General features: G+C 44.0%; 21 protein-coding genes. 6 read left to right on the forward strand and 15 right to left on the reverse strand.

What is annotated here, in order from left to right; all coding sequences use genetic code 11:
* Nucleotides 1-74: 74 nt before the first annotated feature.
* Nucleotides 75-221, reverse strand: coding sequence for a hypothetical protein (locus HFV01_RS18925; protein ID WP_006620772.1), 147 nt, complete (start codon nt 219-221; stop codon nt 75-77).
* Nucleotides 222-253: 32 nt separating this feature from the next.
* On the opposite strand from HFV01_RS18925, the gene HFV01_RS18930 reads away from it, so the two are divergent.
* The 3 genes from HFV01_RS18930 to psb29 all read left to right on the forward strand — a co-directional run bounded on the left by HFV01_RS18930 (nt 254) and on the right by psb29 (nt 3,063).
* A complete protein-coding gene (locus HFV01_RS18930; RefSeq protein WP_006618416.1) occupies nt 254-616 on the forward strand; it encodes an STAS domain-containing protein in 363 nt (120 codons plus the stop codon).
* A gap of 107 nt (nt 617-723) precedes the next feature.
* Nucleotides 724-1,935, forward strand: a complete 1,212-nt coding sequence (locus HFV01_RS18935) for an IS200/IS605 family accessory protein TnpB-related protein (protein ID WP_318286294.1) — start codon at nt 724-726, stop codon at nt 1,933-1,935.
* Between the two features lie 396 nt (nt 1,936-2,331).
* Nucleotides 2,332-3,063: a photosystem II biogenesis protein Psp29 gene (gene psb29, locus HFV01_RS18940; RefSeq protein ID WP_008049328.1), complete on the forward strand. Its 732-nt coding sequence runs from the start codon at nt 2,332-2,334 to the stop codon at nt 3,061-3,063.
* Nucleotides 3,064-3,130: 67 nt separating this feature from the next.
* Here psb29 and HFV01_RS18945 read toward each other — a convergent pair whose 3' ends face one another.
* Both HFV01_RS18945 and HFV01_RS18950 read right to left on the reverse strand, forming a co-directional pair.
* On the reverse strand, nt 3,131-3,682 hold the full coding sequence (locus tag HFV01_RS18945) for a late competence development ComFB family protein (protein WP_006620775.1): 552 nt from the start codon (nt 3,680-3,682) through the stop codon (nt 3,131-3,133).
* A gap of 403 nt (nt 3,683-4,085) precedes the next feature.
* On the reverse strand, nt 4,086-5,000 hold the full coding sequence (locus HFV01_RS18950; protein ID WP_006620776.1) for a M23 family metallopeptidase: 915 nt from the start codon (nt 4,998-5,000) through the stop codon (nt 4,086-4,088).
* 97 nt (nt 5,001-5,097) lie between these two features.
* Here HFV01_RS18950 and hypF point away from each other — a divergent pair, with 97 nt between their 5' ends.
* Nucleotides 5,098-7,488 (forward strand): carbamoyltransferase HypF, encoded by a 2,391-nt coding sequence (hypF, locus tag HFV01_RS18955; RefSeq protein ID WP_006620777.1) that lies wholly within the window; start codon nt 5,098-5,100, stop codon nt 7,486-7,488.
* A gap of 63 nt (nt 7,489-7,551) precedes the next feature.
* Here hypF and HFV01_RS18960 read toward each other — a convergent pair whose 3' ends face one another.
* From HFV01_RS18960 to HFV01_RS19015, 12 genes are all read right to left on the reverse strand, one after another.
* Nucleotides 7,552-7,659: a hypothetical protein gene (locus tag HFV01_RS18960; RefSeq protein WP_008049317.1), complete on the reverse strand. Its 108-nt coding sequence runs from the start codon at nt 7,657-7,659 to the stop codon at nt 7,552-7,554.
* A gap of 73 nt (nt 7,660-7,732) precedes the next feature.
* Nucleotides 7,733-7,840 (reverse strand): hypothetical protein, encoded by a 108-nt coding sequence (locus tag HFV01_RS18965; protein ID WP_008049317.1) that lies wholly within the window; start codon nt 7,838-7,840, stop codon nt 7,733-7,735.
* Nucleotides 7,841-7,928: 88 nt separating this feature from the next.
* Nucleotides 7,929-8,036, reverse strand: coding sequence for a hypothetical protein (locus HFV01_RS18970; RefSeq protein ID WP_006620779.1), 108 nt, complete (start codon nt 8,034-8,036; stop codon nt 7,929-7,931).
* 81 nt (nt 8,037-8,117) lie between these two features.
* Nucleotides 8,118-8,225, reverse strand: a complete 108-nt coding sequence (locus tag HFV01_RS18975) for a hypothetical protein (protein WP_006620779.1) — start codon at nt 8,223-8,225, stop codon at nt 8,118-8,120.
* Nucleotides 8,226-8,312: 87 nt separating this feature from the next.
* Nucleotides 8,313-8,420 (reverse strand): hypothetical protein, encoded by a 108-nt coding sequence (locus tag HFV01_RS18980; RefSeq protein WP_006620779.1) that lies wholly within the window; start codon nt 8,418-8,420, stop codon nt 8,313-8,315.
* An 80-nt stretch (nt 8,421-8,500) separates the two neighbouring features.
* Nucleotides 8,501-8,608 (reverse strand): hypothetical protein, encoded by a 108-nt coding sequence (locus tag HFV01_RS18985; protein ID WP_006620779.1) that lies wholly within the window; start codon nt 8,606-8,608, stop codon nt 8,501-8,503.
* Between the two features lie 123 nt (nt 8,609-8,731).
* Complete coding sequence (locus HFV01_RS18990) at nt 8,732-12,391, reverse strand: DNA polymerase III subunit alpha (RefSeq protein WP_187758271.1); 3,660 nt, start codon at nt 12,389-12,391, stop codon at nt 8,732-8,734.
* A gap of 51 nt (nt 12,392-12,442) precedes the next feature.
* Complete coding sequence (gene grxC / locus HFV01_RS18995) at nt 12,443-12,757, reverse strand: glutaredoxin 3 (RefSeq protein WP_006620781.1); 315 nt, start codon at nt 12,755-12,757, stop codon at nt 12,443-12,445.
* A 34-nt stretch (nt 12,758-12,791) separates the two neighbouring features.
* Nucleotides 12,792-13,049, reverse strand: a complete 258-nt coding sequence (locus tag HFV01_RS19000) for a hypothetical protein (RefSeq protein ID WP_006620782.1) — start codon at nt 13,047-13,049, stop codon at nt 12,792-12,794.
* 265 nt (nt 13,050-13,314) lie between these two features.
* A complete protein-coding gene (locus HFV01_RS19005) occupies nt 13,315-14,082 on the reverse strand; it encodes a PspA/IM30 family protein (protein ID WP_193520290.1) in 768 nt (255 codons plus the stop codon).
* A gap of 443 nt (nt 14,083-14,525) precedes the next feature.
* Nucleotides 14,526-15,293, reverse strand: coding sequence for a PspA/IM30 family protein (locus HFV01_RS19010; RefSeq protein WP_193520291.1), 768 nt, complete (start codon nt 15,291-15,293; stop codon nt 14,526-14,528).
* A gap of 139 nt (nt 15,294-15,432) precedes the next feature.
* Complete coding sequence (locus HFV01_RS19015; protein ID WP_046320393.1) at nt 15,433-15,918, reverse strand: CRR6 family NdhI maturation factor; 486 nt, start codon at nt 15,916-15,918, stop codon at nt 15,433-15,435.
* Between the two features lie 302 nt (nt 15,919-16,220).
* Here HFV01_RS19015 and HFV01_RS19020 point away from each other — a divergent pair, with 302 nt between their 5' ends.
* Nucleotides 16,221-18,407 carry a hypothetical protein gene (locus HFV01_RS19020; RefSeq protein ID WP_193520292.1) on the forward strand — a complete coding sequence of 729 codons (2,187 nt, stop codon included), beginning with the start codon at nt 16,221-16,223 and terminating at the stop codon, nt 18,405-18,407.
* 168 nt (nt 18,408-18,575) lie between these two features.
* The gene (locus tag HFV01_RS19025; protein WP_006668046.1) at nt 18,576-20,405 is read left to right on the forward strand and encodes a DUF3685 domain-containing protein; all 1,830 of its coding nucleotides are present in this window, start codon (nt 18,576-18,578) and stop codon (nt 20,403-20,405) included.
* Nucleotides 20,406-20,475 lie beyond the last annotated feature (70 nt).

The following is a 20,475-nucleotide window of genomic DNA, read 5'->3' on the forward strand; positions in this document are numbered from 1 at the left end:
TGGTTGGGAAGGTTTGCGCCTCTGTTGGGGTTATACTTTCTGAGGGATGGGGTCTTTGATAGCTCCAAGAACTTTCATTTTCTTTCGGCTTGAGGCTGCCTAGAAAAACCATTATGGTGACTGGGTGAATACTCAGCAGCCAGCAGGTTACTGTATAAATCACCAAGGAAAATCCCCGTCACAGTTTTGGCGGGGACTGTCACAGTCAAAGAAGCAACCATCGCAAAATCAAGAATTTCAGAGGGGACGGTCAGTGATTCATATCGATCAAAAGGAACATACGACCCAGGATGGCACTAAGGTCATAGTATTAGCACCAACAGGACGCTTAGATATCACCACCGCCTGGCAGTTTCGTCTCAAACTGCAAGAATGTATATCTAAGCTGAGTCGTCATGTGGTCGTGAATTTGGGTCAGGTGAACTTTATCGACAGTTCCGGGTTGACCTCCCTAGTGGCTGGTATGCGAGATGCTGATAAAGTTAAGGGTAGTTTCCGCATCTGTAATGTTCACCCAGAAGCCAAACTGGTATTTGAAGTGACGATGATGGATTCTGTGTTTGAGATTTTTGAGACGGAAAAGGAAGCCTTAGAGGGCGGTGTCAGAGCTAGTTAAGGCGGTGAGTTTGAACAAAAATAGCCACGCATTCCCCCACCTCGCCCAACGGCAGGTGGGGGTCAAGGAGCCGCCGATCTGACAAACCTTGGGATAACAAGCGCGTGATGGCACAAACCACATCAATCATCCGTACAGACCGATGGAATCTTAACCCGACAGCAGCAGCGCGAGTGCTTCTGAGCCAAACGGTTGAGGTCTCCCTAGGTGTCTGTCGGCATTTGATGGGAATTCTCTTAACCCATTGGCCGTCTATCGGAGGGTTATCGAGTCAAAAACGGGTTCTAGCCGTTGAGAAACTGATTCACCAAACCGCCAAGAACCCCAACCCCAAATACTGGCAATTTGACCAGACCTTTTACAAGTTCCCCAGCTACTACCGAAGGGCTGCCATCGTCTTCGCCGCTGGCCAAGTCAGTAGCTACATGACCCGATATCGGGAATGGCAATCGGGAACTCGTCAACGTCGGGATGCTAAACCTCCCGTACTCAATCCCAACAGTGGCTGTTATCCGACCCTGTATAAGGGTCAGTGCTATAAACTCCATGGCTATGACCGCATCGACATCAAGGTATTTAACGGAACTGATTGGGTCTGGACTACCATTGAGATAACCAGCCTACGAGAACGGCATACCGTAGATAGTAACAAGCTGCTGTCACCGTCCCTTATCTTCAATGAGCAGAAAAAAGCCTGTCATCTCTCAGTTCCATTTGAGTGTCATCCACCTCAACGGGAGGGAGAGGGTCGAGTTGTAAGTGTTGACCTGGGTATCAACACCACCGCTACCGTGGCAGTCGTGAATTTTGACGGCACTGTAACCTATCGGGAGTTTATTCATCCAGCCAGAGACATAGACGAAGTCGCCGCAGCCGCTCGAACCTGCGTCCAGCGGAACGGCGACCGTCGGGATAAGTGGCTGAAATCGGTATCTAAACGAGCCAGCCAAACGATGGGACATGGCGGAAGTCTCCAGAAAGGCTTCTGCTCTCATACCTACCGCAAATGTCGTAATATCAACCGTCAAATTGCGCAGATTGTCTCCAAGCGTATCGTGCAGATTGCCCAACAATTCAATGCCGATGCCATTGTCTTTGAGAACCTGAAAGGATGGAAGGCTAAGGGAGGGCGCAAACGCTCCTTACTGCGCCAACGCTTTCATGGATGGCTCAAAGGGATGATTCGAGATTTGACCGAGATGAAGTGGCAAGAAATAGGCGGTAAGGTCATTGATGTCGTAGCCGCCTATACCTCAAAACTGGCTTATGACGGCAGTGGAGTCGAAAGGGCGAGACTCCAACAACTATGCTCTGGCTAAATTTTCCTCGGGCAAGCGATACAATGCCGACCTCAATGGGGCGCTCAATATTGCTGCACGAGGTATTCTTCAGCTCACTCGCCGAAAGGACAGTGAGGAACCCTCGATCCAAAGTTCGAGGGCGATCGCCTAGAAGCTGGGCTTGTTTGTGTGACCTGTGGACTAGCACGGTTCCAGGTTAGCACCGACACCCCCACCTGCCTTGGGCGGGTGGGGTGAGCTTCATGTTAGGCAAGAATGGCCGGGGGTTCATCTACGAAGTCCCGGTTGTTGGTGCTAATCATCGCTGATTGCTCTAACTACTATTGACAGTCTTGGCAAATTTACCGTCTCAGGGGACAATTAGTTTAAGTCCCTCCCGGTCACATAGACGCGGGGCTTTTAGAAATTTTAACCGTGAACAATATCCGCACTGTTTCAGATACCAAGCGAGCTTTTTACAACATCCATACTCGGCCGATTAACTCTATCTATCGTCGCGTGGTTGAGGAGTTAATGGTGGAAATGCACCTGTTGTCCGTCAATGTCGATTTTAAATATGACCCCATTTATGCCCTGGGTGTGGTCACGGCCTTCGATCGCTTTATGCAAGGATACATCCCCGAAGCCGATAAATTGTCGATTTGGGCGGCTTTGATTATGGCCCAAGAAAGCGACCCTAATCAATATCGGGCTGATGCTACGGCTTTAGAGGCACAAGCGGCGACCCTTTCTGTGAAAGATTTGACCGAAAGGGCTAAGATAGCTCAGGAAAGTTCCGGGGATGACCCTTTGCAGTCCTGTTTTCATGCGATCGCCAATAACCCTAAATTCAAATACTCTCGGCTATTTGCCATTGGTTTATATACTCTCCTAGAAAAAAGCGATGTCACAGCGGCTCAGGACTCGGAAGGGTTAAAAAACATCATTATTGATTTTAGTGAGGCTTTAAGGCTACCTAAAGACAAGCTGGAGAAGGATTTAGACCTGTACCGCACCAACCTAGAAAAGGTCGCTCAGGCGCGGTTAATGGTAGAGGAGATGACCCAAGCTGAACGCAAGAAGCGGGAACAAAGGGCCGCCCAAAGCCAAACTGCCACCTCTGGTAGCAAGAACCCTAGCAAAGATGATCAGGTGTCTGATTCCTAAGCCAGTGGTTATCGGTGGCGATCGCAATAGGTGCATTAGTTAGCACCAACTGAGCGATCGCCTTAAATTAGTTTGGGGTATTAGTTTCGTGATCCGGTTCGTAGTCTTCCGCGTAGGCTTTCAGTAAACCGCTCATTTGTCCCAATAGAGAACTATCGGATATCTGGCCTAACACTTTTTGATTTTGGGCGGCGCGGTCTAAGTTTCGTGCAATAGCCTCTTTCACTTGGCTAGAAATGAGGGCTTGTAGTTCCTCCTTAGCGCGAGACCTCTGATATTGCGCCCCCTCCTCTGTAGTAGCATACAGTGGGGGTAAGCGGTTGAGAGCATAGGCGGCAATATCCCCCACATCCAAAGACTGCTCGCTTACTTCATCAATTTGGGCCACTTGAGCGATCGCCTCACTGAGAACTAACTCTTCCATCACATTAATAAACTGCTTGCGGGGTAAAACAACCACTTCCCCCGTCAACAAAGCACCCATGAGGCGATCGAGAGCCATATACTCCTCGATGGATAATTCTGAAGCTGTATTACATATCCGCCCTACCTCTGCTTCCATAGATGGTGTCAAATAACCATCCTGTAAAGCCTGATCAACAATTTTTTCAATACTCATCGAAACTCCTGGGTCTAAAACCCCGTCCTTCTAGGACGGCTTTACAAATTAATTAACTATACGCCACGAATTGTAGGATAGAAACCGACAATCTTTACGCAGTAGCTTGATAGCCCCGTCTATTTAGGGGCTTAACATCCCGTGAGGGCAGACTTGCATAATGCAGAAATGTTCGGTAGCAAAGTGGTTTCATCGGCGAGGGGCAAAATGGACATCGAAAAAAAGTAAAGCCTTCGAGCCACCTATAGGGGCGCTTTGACTAGGCCTGTGAGAACTTTTGGTTCATTCCCGAATCTCCGTTGCGTGATTCGCCCAGAGAATAAAATTAGTTCTACACCAATCAACCACTGATTAACTCAAACTCCACAAAACTAAATTTTCTAATCACCATCAAGAGAATCATTTATTCTATACCGTCAAACCGCCAAGGGACTGGATCTACACATTGGCCGTGAACATAAAGACCCCAATGAAGGTGTGGTCCCGTAGAGGCCCCCGTTGATCCGATCGCCCCAATGGTCTGGCCTGCTGTCACCATTTGTCCTTCCTGTACATCAATTCGACTCAAGTGAAGGAAAATACTGGTAACTCCCTGACCGTGATCAATACCAATAGTGTCACCGTGGATTTCAAATCCTTGGGACTCACGCCCCACCAGAGCCACCCGACCCGCTGCTGGTGCTATCACCGGAGAACCCGTCGGAGCGGCATAATCAACCCCTCGATGATAATAGTTTTCGGCGAACTTCCCGTTATAGTATCTTCGGACTCCATAAATTGTTGTCACCTCACCGGAACTTGGACGCAAAAACGGCCCATTCCAATGTCTTTCGGGGGTAACAATTCGTTTAAATTCATCAACCCGGTCAAACTCATGGTCTGTACCTCGCCGCCCAGCGCTATCTGGTGGGAGCCAAATTGACTGGGTGGGAAAACGGCGATCGCGCAATTGCACGCTCACATTACTCTGTTGGCTACCATTGCTAATCTGAATTGATTTCGCACCCGGTTGGTCTAGGGGAGTCGTCGGAATTAAAGCGCGATAGCGATCGCCACCCAGCGCAAACAGAGGATAGTTTTTCCCTCCCATTGTCACTGTTGGTTGTGACTCCTGGCTATTGACCCCACTTATCACCACCGAAATAGTATCTCCCAACTGAGGGGAGGTAGGGCTAACTTGAACTTGAAAGGCTACCGCTGGCTTAGTTACAATCAGCAACACAGCAGCAAGTGCTAAAAACAAGCTGCTGGTCAGTCGTTTGATTTGACGGCTTTTTCCGTGAACACCAGTCATCGCGTACTCTGGTAATTGTATCATTAATCTCTGTTTCTTCTGTTAACTCATCAATTCGGACTTATTTTAACCAATCAGATAAATTTTCGAGAGTTTGAGTTTAGTGTTTCTCCGATCTCCTATGTTGTCTACTTCTGATCAAAATCTGTCTCGCCTCAGTTTAACTATTCGCGGTGCTGTTCAAGGTGTCGGGTTTCGGCCCTTTGTCTATCGACTCGCTACCCAACTGAACCTCAAAGGTTGGGTAAATAATTCCGTGGGGGGGGTTTTTATTGAAGTCGAAGGCTGTTCAGAGAGTCTTGAGCGCTTCCAACAGCGCCTGCAAATAGAAAAACCACCAATATCGCATATTCACAGTTTAGAAGCCGTTTGGCTGCCTCTGGCTGGCTATTCTCACTTTGAGATTAGAGCTTCTCAGTCAACTATTCAGGGCGCTAAATCAGCGATCGTTTTGCCAGATCTTGCCACTTGTCCCCAATGCTTACAAGATATTTTTGACCCCCATAACCGCCGTTTCCGCTATCCCTTTACCAATTGTACTAATTGCGGGCCGCGCTACAGCATTATTAAAACTCTCCCCTATGACCGGGAGAATACTACTATGGCCGCCTTCCCAATGTGTCCTAATTGCGATCGCGAATATCACCACCCTGGCGATCGCCGTTTTCATGCTCAACCTAATGCTTGTCCCGTCTGTGGTCCCATTTTAGAATTATGGAATCATCAGGGACAGGTTTTGGCTAACCGCCATCATGCCTTATTACAAGCCGCCGCCGCCATGGGTCGCGGTCAAATTGTCGCCATGAAGGGTTTGGGAGGCTTCCAGTTACTTGTAGATGCTACTAATGCCGCCGCCGTTGAACAATTGCGAGTCCGTAAGCATCGACCCCATAAACCTTTTGCTGTAATGTATCGCAGTATACAGCAAATAGCCCAGGTTTGTGATATATCCGCCGCCGAGGAACAATGGTTGCGATCGCCTCAAGCCCCCATTGTGCTATTATCAAGGCTGCCCGGTGCATCCGCTTTGGCGGATAATGTCGCTCCCGGTAATCCTAATTTGGGGGTTATGTTACCTTATACCCCCCTCCATCATTTGTTGATGGCTGAGTTAGATTTTCCCATTGTTGCCACCAGCGGTAATTTTTCCAACGAGCCTATCTGTACTGACCAGACGGAAGCCCTCCACCGTTTGGGGAAAATTGCCGATATCTTTCTGGTTCACAACCGCCCTATCGCCCGACCAGTAGATGATTCCGTCGTGCGGAGTGTTTTGGGTGAACAGATGGTTATTCGCCGCGCTAGAGGTTATGCACCCCTACCTGTGACAATTTTAGACAGAGATAGCCACCATACAACACATGATTCTATTCTATCACAGAGCATTTCTAATTGTCAATACCCATATATTTTGGCAGTAGGTGGACACTTAAAAAATACCATTGCTATTGCCGTAGAAAAACAAGTTTTTATCAGTCAATATATTGGCAATTTGCAGAGTCCACAAGCGTTTCAGGCATTTAAAGAAGCAATTAACAGCCTCAGTAATATCTATGATTTTAAGCCTGATGTGATTGCTTGTGACGCACACCCAGACTATATTTCCACTCAGTTTGCGTATCAATTAGCTGCTGATATTTGGCAACAAGAAAAACGGCAAGTTCCCGTCATTCCAGTACAACATCATTATGCTCATGTTTTGGCGGTTATGGCAGAACATCAATTATCATTTCCCGTCTTAGGAGTAGCTTGGGACGGGACTGGTTATGGATTAGATGAAACCATCTGGGGGGGAGAGTTTCTACTAATTAATAAAATCGGCTTTCAGCGAGTCGGACATTGGCGAAATTTCCCACTTCCTGGAGGTGATAAAGCCGTCTTAGAACCCCGACGATTAGGCTTAGGATTATTATATGAATTGTGGGGGGAACAGTTATGGGATTATTTGAATAAGCAGAAAATTAGCTTAGGGAATTTCCCCCAGTTAAAGTTAATTTTGCAAATGCTGAACCGGAAAGTTAATACACCTAGAACATCTAGTGTCGGGAGGTTATTTGATGCGATCGCTTTTTTGGTCGGTCATGGCGACAATATCAGTTTTGAAGGACAAGCCGCCATGGACTTAGAATTTGCGATCGGCGATGTAATTACTGATGAGCATTACCCAATTAATTTGCACCAAAGTTCAGGTAAAATCATTTTAGATTGGGAACCCATGGTCAAGCAGGTACTTAAAGATTTTAACAATCATGTTCCTGTCAGCCTGATCTCTGCTAAATTTCACAATACCTTAATAGAGGGAATCATTATGGTATCTCAAAAGTTTCCAGAGGTTCCCCTTGTCTTGACTGGAGGATGTTTTCAAAACCGATATTTATTAGAAAAGACTATCCAGCGACTAACTTCAGAAGGCATTATTCACTATTGGTCTAAACAGGTTCCCACCAATGATGGCGGGTTAGCATTAGGACAGGTCATGGCTATTATCATCAACAATCTAATTAATAATTAATAATTAATAATTAATAATTAATAATTAATAATTAATAATTAATAATTAATAATTGCCGGTGGGTTATTCATTATCAATTGATAGTATATCAACGGTAAAACCAGAAGTTTTTAACTGTTGTACGATCGCCTCTTGATTTTCTACCCAGAATTGAGCGCCAAAGCGTACCAATGGTTTAGGCGAAACTTGACCATCAACAATCTAATTAATAATTAATAATTAATAATTAATAATTGCCGGTGGGTTATTCATTATCAATTGATAGTATATCAACGGTAAAACCAGAAGTTTTTAACTGTTGTACGATCGCCTCTTGATTTTCTACCCAGAATTGAGCGCCAAAGCGTACCAATCGTTTAGGCGAAACTTGACCATCAACAATCTAATTAATAATTAATAATTAATAATTAATAATTAATAATTAATAATTGCCGGGTGGGTTATTCATTATCAATTGATAGTATATCAACGGTAAAACCAGAAGTTTTTAACTGTTGTACGATCGCCTCTTGATTTTCTACCCAGAATTGAGAGCCAAAGCGTACCAATGGTTTAGGCGAAACTTGACCATCAACAATCTAATTAATAATTAATAATTAATAATTAATAATTAATAATTGCCGGGTGGGTTATTCATTATCAATTGATAGTATATCAACGGTAAAACCAGAAGTTTTTAACTGTTGTACGATCGCCTCTTGATTTTCTACCCAGAATTGAGAGCCAAAGCGTACCAATGGTTTAGGCGAAACTTGACCATCAACAATCTAATTAATAATTAATAATTAATAATTAATAATTAATAATTAATAATTGCCGGTGGGTTATTCATTATCAATTGATAGTATATCAACGGTAAAACCAGAAGTTTTTAACTGTTGTACGATCGCCTCTTGATTTTCTACCCAGAATTGAGAGCCAAAGCGTACCAATGGTTTAGGCGAAACTTGACCATCAACAATCTAATTAATAATTAATAATTAATAATTAATAATTAATAATTGCCGGTGGGTTATTCATTATCAATTGATAGTATATCAACGGTAAAACCAGAAGTTTTTAACTGTTGTACGATCGCCTCTTGATTTTCTACCCAGAATTGAGAGCCAAAGCGTACCAATGGTTTAGGCGAAACTTGACCATCAACAATCTAATTAATAATTAATAATTAATAATTAATAATTAATAATTAATAATTAATAATTAATAATTAATAATTAATAATTAATAATTGCCGGGTGGGTTATTCATTATCAATTGATAGTATATCAACGGTAAAACCAGAAGTTTTTAACTGTTGTACGATCGCCTCTTGATTTTCTACCCAGAATTGAGAGCCAAAGCGTACCAATGGTTTAGGCGAAACTTGACCATCAACAATGGCTTGAATAGGAACCCTTCCCAAGCCTTGATTACTTCGATATTCTTCCAAAATGCCTTTGAGAATTTGTAACCTTTCCAATTGGCAAATTTCTTCAGGAGTTAAACAGAGTTGAATCACTGAAGAAGCCGCCAAATTAGGCGGAAGTTGCGAGGGGGAACCTGGCTGATTATTCGGTTTAATTAACTCATCAGCAGACTTGATAGCGTCCACAATAATTTGAGTCTGATCATCCCGTTTTTCCACCTTACCCTCAACCACAACAACCGCATTTTCTTTTAACTCCTGTTGTACCGCCTCATAACTACTAGGAAACACCACAGCATCAATTTGTCCGGTCAAATCTTCTAGTAGTAGAAACGCCATGCGATCGCCTTTTTTAGTCAAATGGGGCTTAATATTAATTAAAATCACCGCCACCTTAACAGCAGCTTTTGACTTTTGTTCTGGCAGTTTATCCAAAGTCACATTATCCGGGAGTATCCCTGAGTCTAACAAAGACTTGAGAGGGTGATCCGAAACATAAAAGCCTAGTAATTCCTTCTCAAATTGCAACTTATCTTTAGGCGCATAATCATCACCTTTCGGAAAAGCAGGTTCTCCCGAAGGTGAATTACTCTCAGTAGTTGCATAATTGACCAAATCAAACAAATTCGTTTGACCAATTTCTCGATTTTTCGCCCTATCTTGCGCCCAAGGAATAACTATATTCAAATATTCAATTGATTGCTTGCGGTTAGCATGGAGACTATCAAAAGCACCCGATTTAATTAAAGATTCCAAAGCGCGACTATTAACCATTTGTAGATTAATGCGATCGCACAAATCCGCCAAACTGCGAAAAGGTCCCCCTTCCTCTCGTACAGATAGCAAATGTTCAATCGCGCCATCTCCCACATTTTTAATCGCCGACAACCCAAATACAATCCTATTTTCTATAGGCGTAAAATCCACATTAGAGCGATTAATATCAGGTGGAACTACATCAATACCCAAATGCTTACAGGATTCAATATAAGCCCTAACCTTGTCAGTATTGCCACTATTCTCCGTCAGCAAAGCCGCCATATACTCTGTCGGATAATTAGCCTTTAAGTAAGCCGTCTGATAAGTAATGTAACCGTAGGCGGTAGAATGGGATTTGTTAAAACAATATTCAGCGAACTTAACCATTTGGTCGAACAGATGTTCTGCGATATTTTGGGGGACTCCATTGCGCGTCGCACCATCAATAAAAGTTTCCCGATGCTTCTGCATTTCCGATGCTTTCTTTTTCCCCATAGCACGTCGCAGCAAGTCCGCCTGACCCAAAGAATACCCCGCCAAATCTTGAGCCATTTTCATAATTTGTTCTTGATAGACCAAAATTCCATAGGTCTCATTCAAAATAGGTTCCAAAAGTTTATGCTCATAGCGAATTGGTTCTCGTTTATGCTTACGATTAATAAACTGAGGAATTAAACCAGCGTCTAAAGGTCCGGGTCTATACAATGCCAAAATAGAAGAAATATCCTCAATACTGGAAGGCTTTAAGTCCTTCACAATCTGACGCATTCCCGAAGATTCTAGTTGAAATAAACCTTCCAAATCTCCTCTTTCCAAAATCTTATAGGTTTTCGCCACATCCTCCGGCATTTTTTTCACCGCACCTTTAGCCAGAATATCCATGGCTTTACGTTCGTCAGCGGCTAAATTATAGGGGTCAATATCTAGGTGATGATTTTGGGAAATATAGTTTAAAGTTCTTTGAATAATCGTCAAGTTTTTTAAGCCCAAAAAGTCCATTTTTAACAGACCCAGGGCTTCTATATCTTCCATAAAATATTGAGTAATGACCGACCCATCATTATTCCGTTGAAGAGGGACAATTTCATCTAAAGGCTGTTTAGAAATCACCACCCCCGCTGCGTGAACTCCAAAGGTTTTGTTAGTCCCTTCAATACGAATTGCCATGTCAACCCACTGGCGCACAGCAATAGTTCCCACTTCCTCACCAGCATCATTTTTAATGGGTACAAAGTCATTATCGTATGCTTGTTTAAATTCCGGGGATGGACTTTGGTCAGAAATCATCACCTTTAATTTAGTCGGTTTACCACGAGATACCGGAATCATTTTTGCCATTTGATCCGATTTGCTATAGGGTATTCCTAACACCCTAGCAACATCTTTGAGTACCGCCTTAGAAGTCATGCGGTTAAAGGTGATAATTTGAGCAACTTTCTCTTCCCCATATTTGGAGGTAACATATTTAATCATTTCATCACGGCGGTCTATGCAGAAATCTGTATCAATATCCGGCATAGATTTTCGTTCTGGGTTCAGAAAACGCTCAAATAGTAACCCGTGATGAACCGGATCAATATTAGTAATTTGTAAGGCGTAAGCGACCAAGGAACCCGCCGCCGAACCCCTACCAGGACCGACAGGGATATGATTATCTCTAGCGTGTTTTATGTAATCCCAAACTACTAAAAAATAGGTAGCAAAACCCATTTTTTGCATCATTTTTAATTCATATTCGAGCCTTTCTCGATAGACGGGCTTGATTTCCGATCGCCCTTGAGCATTTAATCGTTTTTTCAAGCCTTCCCAGGCGATTTCTTCTAAATAAGTATCAGCCGTATGATTCGGAGGTATCGGATAATCAGGAATACGAGGTTCCCCTAAAATTCCGGTATAGGGTTCCACTTTTTCCGCCACTTCTAAGGTATTAGCGATCGCTTCTTTAATCACCTCATCTGGGAGATGATCTCGAAACAGTTGCATCATCTCTTCCGCCGATTTTAGGTACTCTGTGCCACTATAACGTAATCGGTTATCCTCAGTAATTAACTTTTGTGTATTAATACATAATAAGGCATCATGTGCTTCCACATCATTACAGGAAATAAAGTGTGAATCATTAGTCGCCACAATTTTGACTTCAAATTCCCTCGCCAGTTGCACCAAAGCGACATTAACAATGCGGTCTTCTGGGGAACCATGATCTTGAATTTCTAAATAGTAATCATCCCCAAACACCCTTTTATACCACTCAACAGTTTGGCGTGCCATATCCATGCGCCTCTGAAGAATAGCTTGGGGAACCTCACCACCCAAACAAGCACTGGTAACAATTAAGCCTTCGTGATACTCTTCTAATAGTTCCTTATTAATACAAGGACGAGCAAAAATTCCCTTTCCTTGAAAACCTTTTAAGTGAGAAATAGTAGTTAATTTCACCAAGTTTTTATAGCCTTGGGTATTTTTAGCCAAGACGACTTGATGATATTTTTTAATTCCTCGCTGTTGAACTGTGACATCAGCATTGAGGACATACATTTCATTGCCAATAATAGGTTTAATACCCTTACTGCGGCAGATTTTAATAAGTTCGATCGCCCCATACATCACCCCATGATCCGTAAGAGCGATCGCTGGCATTCCTAATTCCACAGCGCGACTGACCAACTGTGGGAGTTGAGAAGCACCATCAAGGAGGCTGTAGTCACTGTGAATATGCAGTCCTACAAAAGACATAATTTAACTTCTCCAACCATTAATTTTAGATGTACAATCCCAGCCCAAATGTTAAGATAGTGGCGGAATTAATAAGGGTTCTAATTTCCCTTCACTGTCTAACTGATAGAGGTCGTCGCAGCCGCCGATATGCTGATTATTGATAAAAATTTGGGGAACCGTGCGCCGACCGTTAGCCCGTTGTGCCATGGCTTCTCTAGCATTATTATCGCCATCTATTTGATAATCAGTATATTCAACCCCTTTCCACCACAGCAGCAGTTTGGCGCGGATACAGTAAGGACAGGTTTGCCAACTGTACACCTCAACCTTAGCCTTGAATTTACCGGGATTTCTGCCGATAATATTATTCAGAAAATCTAGCATTTGATCAACTCCTATTATTTAGCAAAAACTCAGATTAATTATAATTAATATAGTTCATGTTTTTAACTTCGGCACGCAGTCGCGAAATTAATTTTTGCTCCTTATATATTGATGTATAATAGTGCAGCATAAAAACCATATTGATTCCAAAAAACAAAGAAGTTAAAATGGTTCTAATAGCCGCCGCTAAACTCAACTCAGCAACCACCGTAAATAGAGCAAATACAATAGAACATAGACCAAAACCAGCCGCAAATGCACTGATGGTTAAAAATCGAACTTTGAGCATCATAAGTTCAAAGAATGAGAAGTTAATTTATGCTTACCAATGGTTATAACCCCAAACAACATAAGTAGGTGCTTGATCTGGATTTACACAGATTATTGCTGATTTAGTCCCCAAAGTCAAAGAATTATCCACACTCAGACCTGGGGAAGATTTAGGGAGCAGGGAACAGTTGCCCAAAGCAGGGGGTTAAACCCCACGCGATCAAAAACCCTACACCCTATTACTTCCCGGTTTTCCGACCCCAGACTCAAGCCTCCGAGACAGCAACTTATTTATTAAGTTCTCTACGCAACTCTTCAAGTTCGTTGTCAATCTCCGGATTAGAAGTCGAACTATCAGTAGGCGCAGAAGGTGATAATTGAGGCTGATTAGCAGGAGCGCCAGCCAGTTGAGCCTTCATAGCCGCCAACTCATCATCAATATCACTTGCCGCTTTCAGCTCGTCGATTTTGTCTTCCAAGCCACTATTTATCAACTCAGCCGCCGCAGTAGACCGAGCTTCCATTTCCAGGACTTTTTCCTCCATGCGTTCAAAAACGGAGGTAGCACTACTGGTATTAATACCACCAAGGACATTATTGAGCTGTTCATTAGCCTTAGCCGCCTGAGCTCTAGCCTTGAACATATTTTTCTTAGTCTTGGCTTCGGAAATTTTACTCTCTAAGCTAACCAAGTTCCGCTTGAGAGTCTCTACCTGTTCAGTTTGCTGCCTGAGACTAATTTCCAGGGTATTAGCGGTTTCGAGATAGCCCTTTTTGCGCTGGAGGGCCTCCCGCGCCAAGTTTTCATCGCCCTTTTGTAGAGCTAGTTGCGCGCGAGACTGCCATTGGTTAGCTTGGGACTGGGCTTGATTATACTGTTGTTGAGAACGTTTTTGCTGGGCGATGGTCTGAGCGACGGCTTGGCGCAACTGGATCAGATCCTCTTGCATTTCAATAACAGCTTGTTCAAGTATCTTTTCCGGGTCTTCTGCCTTATTCACCAAGTCATTCAAGTTGGCCCTTACAACTCGGCCGATACGGTCAAATAATCCCATGACGCTGTTTTTCCTTAAATGGTGTATAATTGACTTAGAATAATCAGTCTGGTTAAAGTCAGCTAGTTTAAGGGTATAGGCTAAGACCTTCCCTGACTAGAACCGATAGCTATAGTTTAACTTGTTAATCGAAAGTGTTTTAGGATCGCTGTTCAATCACATCAAATAAACCCTCATCGAGATCGTAGAATGAGAAGTTAATTTATGCTTACCAATGGTTATAACCCCAAACAACATAAGTAGGTGCTTGATTCGGATTCAACAAGATTATTGCTGATTTAGTCCCCAAAGTCAAAGAATTATCCACACTCAGACCTGGGGAAGATTTAGGGAGCAGGGAACAGTTGCCCAAAGCAGGGCGCTACACCCCACGCCCCAAAAAACCCTACACCCTACTACTTCCCGGTTTTCCGACCCCAGACTGAAGCCTCCGAGACAGCAACTTATTTATTAAGTTCTCTACGCAACTCCTCAAGTTCGTTGTCAATCTCCGGATTAGAAGCCGAACTATCAGTAGGCTCAGAAGGTGATAATTGAGGCTGATTAGCAGGAGCGCCAGCCAGTTGAGCCTTCATAGCCGCCAACTCATCATCAATATCACTTCCCGCTTCCAGGGCGCAGAATTTTTCTTCCAAGCCACTACTAGTCAACTCAGCCGTCGCTTGAGACTTGGCTTCCATAATCATGACTTTTTCCTCCATGCGTTCAAAAACGGAGGTAGCACTACTGGTATTAAGACCACCAAGGAGATTATTGAGCTGTTCATTAGCCTTAGCCGCCTGAGCTCTAGCCTTGAGCATATTTTTCTTAGTCTTGGCTTCGGAAATTTTACTCTCTAAGCTAACCAAGTTCCGCTTGAGAGTCTCTACCTGTTCAGTTTGCTGCCTGAGACTCATTTCCAGGGTATTAGCGGTTTCGACATAGCCCTTTTTGCGCTGGAGGGCCTCCCGCGCCAAGTTTTCATCGCCCTTTTGTAGAGCTAGTTGCGCGCGAGACTGCCATTGGTTAGCTTGGGACTGGGCTTGATTATACTGTTGTTGAGAACGTTTTTGCTGGGCGATGGTCTGAGCGACGGCTTGGCGCAACTGGATCAGGTCTTCTTGCATTTCAATAATAGCTTGTTCAAGTATCTTTTCCGGGTCTTCTGCCTTATTCACCAAGTCATTCAAGTTGGCCCTTACAACTCGGCCGATACGGTCAAATAATCCCATGGCGCTGTTTTTCCTTAAATGGTGTATAATTGACTGAGAATAATCAGTCTGGTTAAAGTCAGCTAGTTTAAGGGTATAGGCTAAGACCTTCCCTCACTAGAACCGATAGCTATAGTTTAACTTGTTAATCCAAAGTGTTTTAGGATCGCTGTTCGATCACATCAAATAAACCCTCATCGAGATCGTAACCTAACATTTGAGCCATAGACTGAAGCCGGGAGCGACTTGGTAATCCCATCTCCTGAAGCCAACGGGTAATCACAAAAATTTTCTGCATCAGGAAAATCTCCAGAGCTTCTGGATTGTATTGTATGCCTTCGCGACCGTGAAACTGGTGGGGAACTAGCATAGCGACATAACGAGCCAACTCTCCCGATCGCCAGTCTAAAACATAAGGTAGCCAGGGATATTGGCTATCAAGACAAATAAACCACAGTCGAACTTCTGGCACCTCAGACAACTCGCGGGGGTCTTGGTCATCTAGGGGATAGTCAATCTCAAAGCTGATTTCTGGTTCGGCACTTCTGAGCTGTGATTCCTGAATCAGTTGCTCAACAACCTTGTCAACAGGTGAGATATCCAGATGATTGATGCAGTGGGAGTCTAGTGTGATTCTAATGGTCATTAAGTTTAACTTGGGCCAAGCTACAATTAGCGGGTTACTTTAATTTTATCATTGCTTGACAAAGGAATCGGTATAGCTGCGGTTAGCCAAAATTGCCTGAGTATTAAGGCTAACATACAGTGCCATTAGGTGGGAAGTTACCAAGGCAACTTAACAATGATGCTCAAAGGGAATTGATCTGTTAACATCAAGTTGCCCTACAATGGTGTTTTTAACTCACCTGGGGTAAAACCAGGGGACAACTCAAGGAACCCACCCACCATGCTTAGGCTGAACCATTAGCACCAAAGGAAGATGAAGTTATGGCAACTCCCCAATTTGAACACTCTAGCCAACCTGCATTAGAAGCAAGTGCATCCAGTGATGTGGTTGTCTCTAGTGATGCGGGAATGATTGCAGAAACAAGTCAACCTATAGTTTACCCGAAAAAGCGAGGCAAAAGGCCGGGTGTCCCCAAGGGTTTTTGGGGATGGCAACTGCTTTGGTTATTTTTCCTATTAGGTTTCGGAACGACGGCAACGGGTGCATTATTATGGCTACTGACTACGCCACCCCCTCCTAATTGTGAAGAAATCTCAGCAATTTCGGCAGCAGGCGATCGCCTACATTGTGCAGACCAAAGTACAAAATCGGGTAAACTAGAGGATATTCAAGCAGCATTTGCCCTAGTTAACGGTTGGCCAGAAGACCACCCCCTGAAAAACCAGGGAAGACACATGATGCGAGAATGGTCTCAGAGGCTGATATTCTTCGCCAATCAAAGACTAGAAGCGGGAGACTTGCAAGGAGCCTTAGATTTGGTGGCGGTGGTTCCGGCTGATAGCCCCGCCTATGAGGAAGTACAGCGAGCCATGGTGGGTTGGCAGAATTATTGGGATGAGGGTTTAAATTTAGCCAGACAAGCGGAAAACGCGATGAAATCCCAGGACTGGAATCAGGCTTTCCGCTATATTCAAGCTGTGGGTAAGCTCAATAATGTACACTGGAACACTAACCGCTTTAATGAACTACTCGATCGCCTTAGCTTAGAAAGGCAAGGAGAACAGCGCCTAAAAGAAGCTGCCAACATAGCCAAGCGTTCTACTCCCGAGAGTTTAGTTGAAGCGATAGAACTGGCTAACAAGGTTGATGAGCAACTGTTTATAGTTTCGTTAGCCAAAAAAGAAATTACCTCCTGGAGTCAGAAACTCTTAGAGTTGGCGGTATCCGCGACTGAGAAACAAGATTTTGATCAGGGGATTAAAATCGCCCGAATGGTTCCCTCGTATTCTCCGGTTCACAGGGAAGCGAAGGATATTATCTTACTAACTGAGCTGCAACAGGTGATTTCTAACCAATCCCTAGGACAGCCTCTGCTACAAATGGCCACGTTAATTGAGGGTCAAGCGGCGCTAGAAAGAATACCAAGCGATCGCCTTCTGTATCAAGAAACTAAGGCCATGGTGGATGATGCCTCCGCCAAAATTCAGGATTTAGTAGGCATACAATTAGCCAGTACCATAGCTAAAGTCAACCATCCCTGGGCTTTACAATTGGCGATAGATCAAGCCCAGATGATTGCCCCAGAGCGTCCCCGTCGCCTTCAGGCTCAAACCTTAGTAGCACATTGGCGCAATGAAGTACAACGGATACAGGATAGACCCTATATCCTCATAGCGAGAGAAGCAGCCAGAACGGAAACCGTCGATGGTTTTAGGACAGCGGTAGCCTATGCTGAAAATGTGGCACTTGGGCGACCTTTACGCATTGAAGCCCAAACTCTAATTGCCGAGTGGACAAAACGGATTCAGATTATTGAAGATCAACCCATTTTTAGCGAAGCATTAGCCCTGGCTCAAGATCATAAATTGAGTGAGGCGGTGAAAAAGGCTTCAGAAATTGGCCGAGGTCGCGCCCTATATAACGACGCTCAGGAGAAAATTGCTGCATGGGTGACAACCATTCAGACGGCGGAAGATCAGCCAATTTTGGATAGCGCCTACTCATTAGCAAGTCGGGGTAGGCTGACAGCAGCTATTAACGAAGCCTCTAAGATTGGTTCTGGTCGCGCTTTATATTTTGAGGCTCGAAATGCGATCGCTCGATGGTCAGCAGAACGCAACGCTATTTGGGCAAGTCAACGAGCAGCAGAGGAATCTTACCGCGCTCCGGCTCGTCAGTCTTACGATAACTCTAGGTCCTACGAGTCAAGTTATTCTGATAACTGGAGTTCAAACGAGCCAAGTTATTCAGATAACTGGAGTTCAAACGAGCCAAGTTACTCTAATAATTGGGATTCTTACTCGTCAGGTTACTCTGATAATTGGGGTTCAAACGAGTCAAGTTATTCTAATAATTGGGATTCTTACTCGTCAGGTTATTCTGATTATGTAGCACCCGCCCCCGCCCCCGCCTATGAACCCGCCCCAGCGCCCGCCTATGAACCAGCCCCAGCGCCGGCTATTTCTGGAGATTACAGCGCTCCCGATTCTAATTTTTTCTTGGAGTAACACAAATCACATTTTGAGAAGATTCCTCAGGTGATTTCTGGTTGTAGGTTGAGGCTCAAAAAAATGGTTCCCGATGGTGGTTGTGCTTGGGTACTGATGCCATCAGGTCAGGTATAAGTCCCTGAAACCAACGACAAAAATACTTTTATTATTTTGCTCGGACTGGATATGAGCCAATCGATTATTCAACTGCTGCTGATTGATGATGATCCTATATTTAGAATGGGAGTCAAATCAATTTGTGAGCCATTTTCTGACCTGGAAGTGATTGCAGAAGCGGTCACTCTGAGAGAGGCTTTAGCAGTGTTAGATAATTGGGTAAAGCCACCAGTCGCGCCTACATCGGGAGTGATTCCTGATACTGTGAAAGTGGCGATTTTGGAGTTGAGGATTAAAGATTTAACTGCCCAAAAAAATCAGGGTACTTTGAATCAGCAACGTTCAGCGATCGCATTTTGTCAGCAAATCCAAGCCTCTTATAAAAATATACCCCTGTTGCTATTTACCTCGGAATCAGATCCTAACTTACTAATCTCTCTCCGGGATTTAGGAGTCCAGGGTTATTGTCCCAAGGGAGTAGGATTAGAAGAACTTTTGATCGCACTGCGACAAGTAGCAGCCGGAGAACGCTATTGGGTCAGTCCTATTTCTGGGGCGGCGCTATCTTCCCAGAGAAACCCACAGCGCGCGCTCACCAGTTGGCAAAAATTTCGCTATGGTTTAGTTAAACCGGGGCTAAGGTCGATTGAACAAGCGCTACAAGAATTAACCAAAGAACTCCAGGAGGCTGAATCTATCCCTAGTGATAAGGTTATGATGCTAAACTTGCTGATTACTAGGGGTCGCTATCGGGAGTTACGCGCCGCCAGGTGGCTGGTGAGTCAGTTAATACCACCATTACCACCCCCTGTTAATAATCCTCCCTCACCCCCAGACCCCCTTAGTCAACCATCATCCCCAGGAACTAACCAACCCCCCAACCCTGGTCAATTAGCAACCACAAACGATTCTAGTTTAGTATTAGCTACTGAGACTTCTACGGTGGATGTACAGTCGCTATTATTTGATGTGACTGTGGCTAAACTGCAATCAGGTTTGGTTAATTATACTGGTATCCCCTTAGAAATAGATATACTTAAACTAACTAAAAAACAAGAGCTGATTTATACAATATTGCGTAAATCTGAGGATTTAATCAATGAATTAAGGCTGTCGGAGATACAGCCAGAACAGCTAGATAGAAAAAGTTATAGCCTGATTATAGATTTGTGGAAAGAAGCGATCGCCGATTTTTTTGGTAAGTATTATTCGCTCAATGTCAGAGATGCTCAAGTGGAAGTAGTACCGGTATTATTGAGGGATGCTCCCCTAGTGGAAAAGGAAATTCTTAATCATATTCCCCTGATTAGGGATTTACTGGCTCATTTGTTATTCGGAGAACCCCTAACCATTGATAATCAAGTTTATGCCCTAGGTAGTTGGGAAGCCACACGACGCGCCGAAGCCTTATTGCAACATTGGGTGATTCAAGTCGCTAATGGGGTAATGCAGCCTTTACTTAATCATTTTGCGGATCTGGAGGAAGTTAAACAAACATTCTATGATCGGCGGCTACTGTCAACTAGGGAAATTGAAAAATTTAGGAATAACTTGTCCTGGCGATATCGCGTGAGACGCTATATGAGTGAACCCCAGGCGATTTTTGAAAGTAGCTATACATTATTCATTTTAGGCGATCGCGGGATTGAAAAACTGACAATCTATGCCTCCCGTCGCCAAGAACTAGAACAACTTTCCGGCATTCAGTTGGCGGTGACATTGGTCTTAGAAGGTCGCGATGCGATCGCCCCTAGGGTGAGAACAGCTATATCCTTTATTGGTAGCACAGCAGTTTATCTATTAACTCAGGTGCTAGGTCGGGGTATAGGCTTGATTGGCCGCGGTATTATTCAAGGTATTGGTTCTTCCATTCAAGATAGCCAGTTTAGGAAAAAATAGTCCTCATAGTCCCGGATTCTTTGGTAGAATGAGTCTAAGGCGGTATTTATTTCCGCGCTTTAACCCGTGT

Source organism: Limnospira fusiformis SAG 85.79 (assembly GCF_012516315.1).
In the GTDB taxonomy this organism is placed as follows: Bacteria; Cyanobacteriota; Cyanobacteriia; order Cyanobacteriales; family Microcoleaceae; genus Limnospira; species Limnospira fusiformis.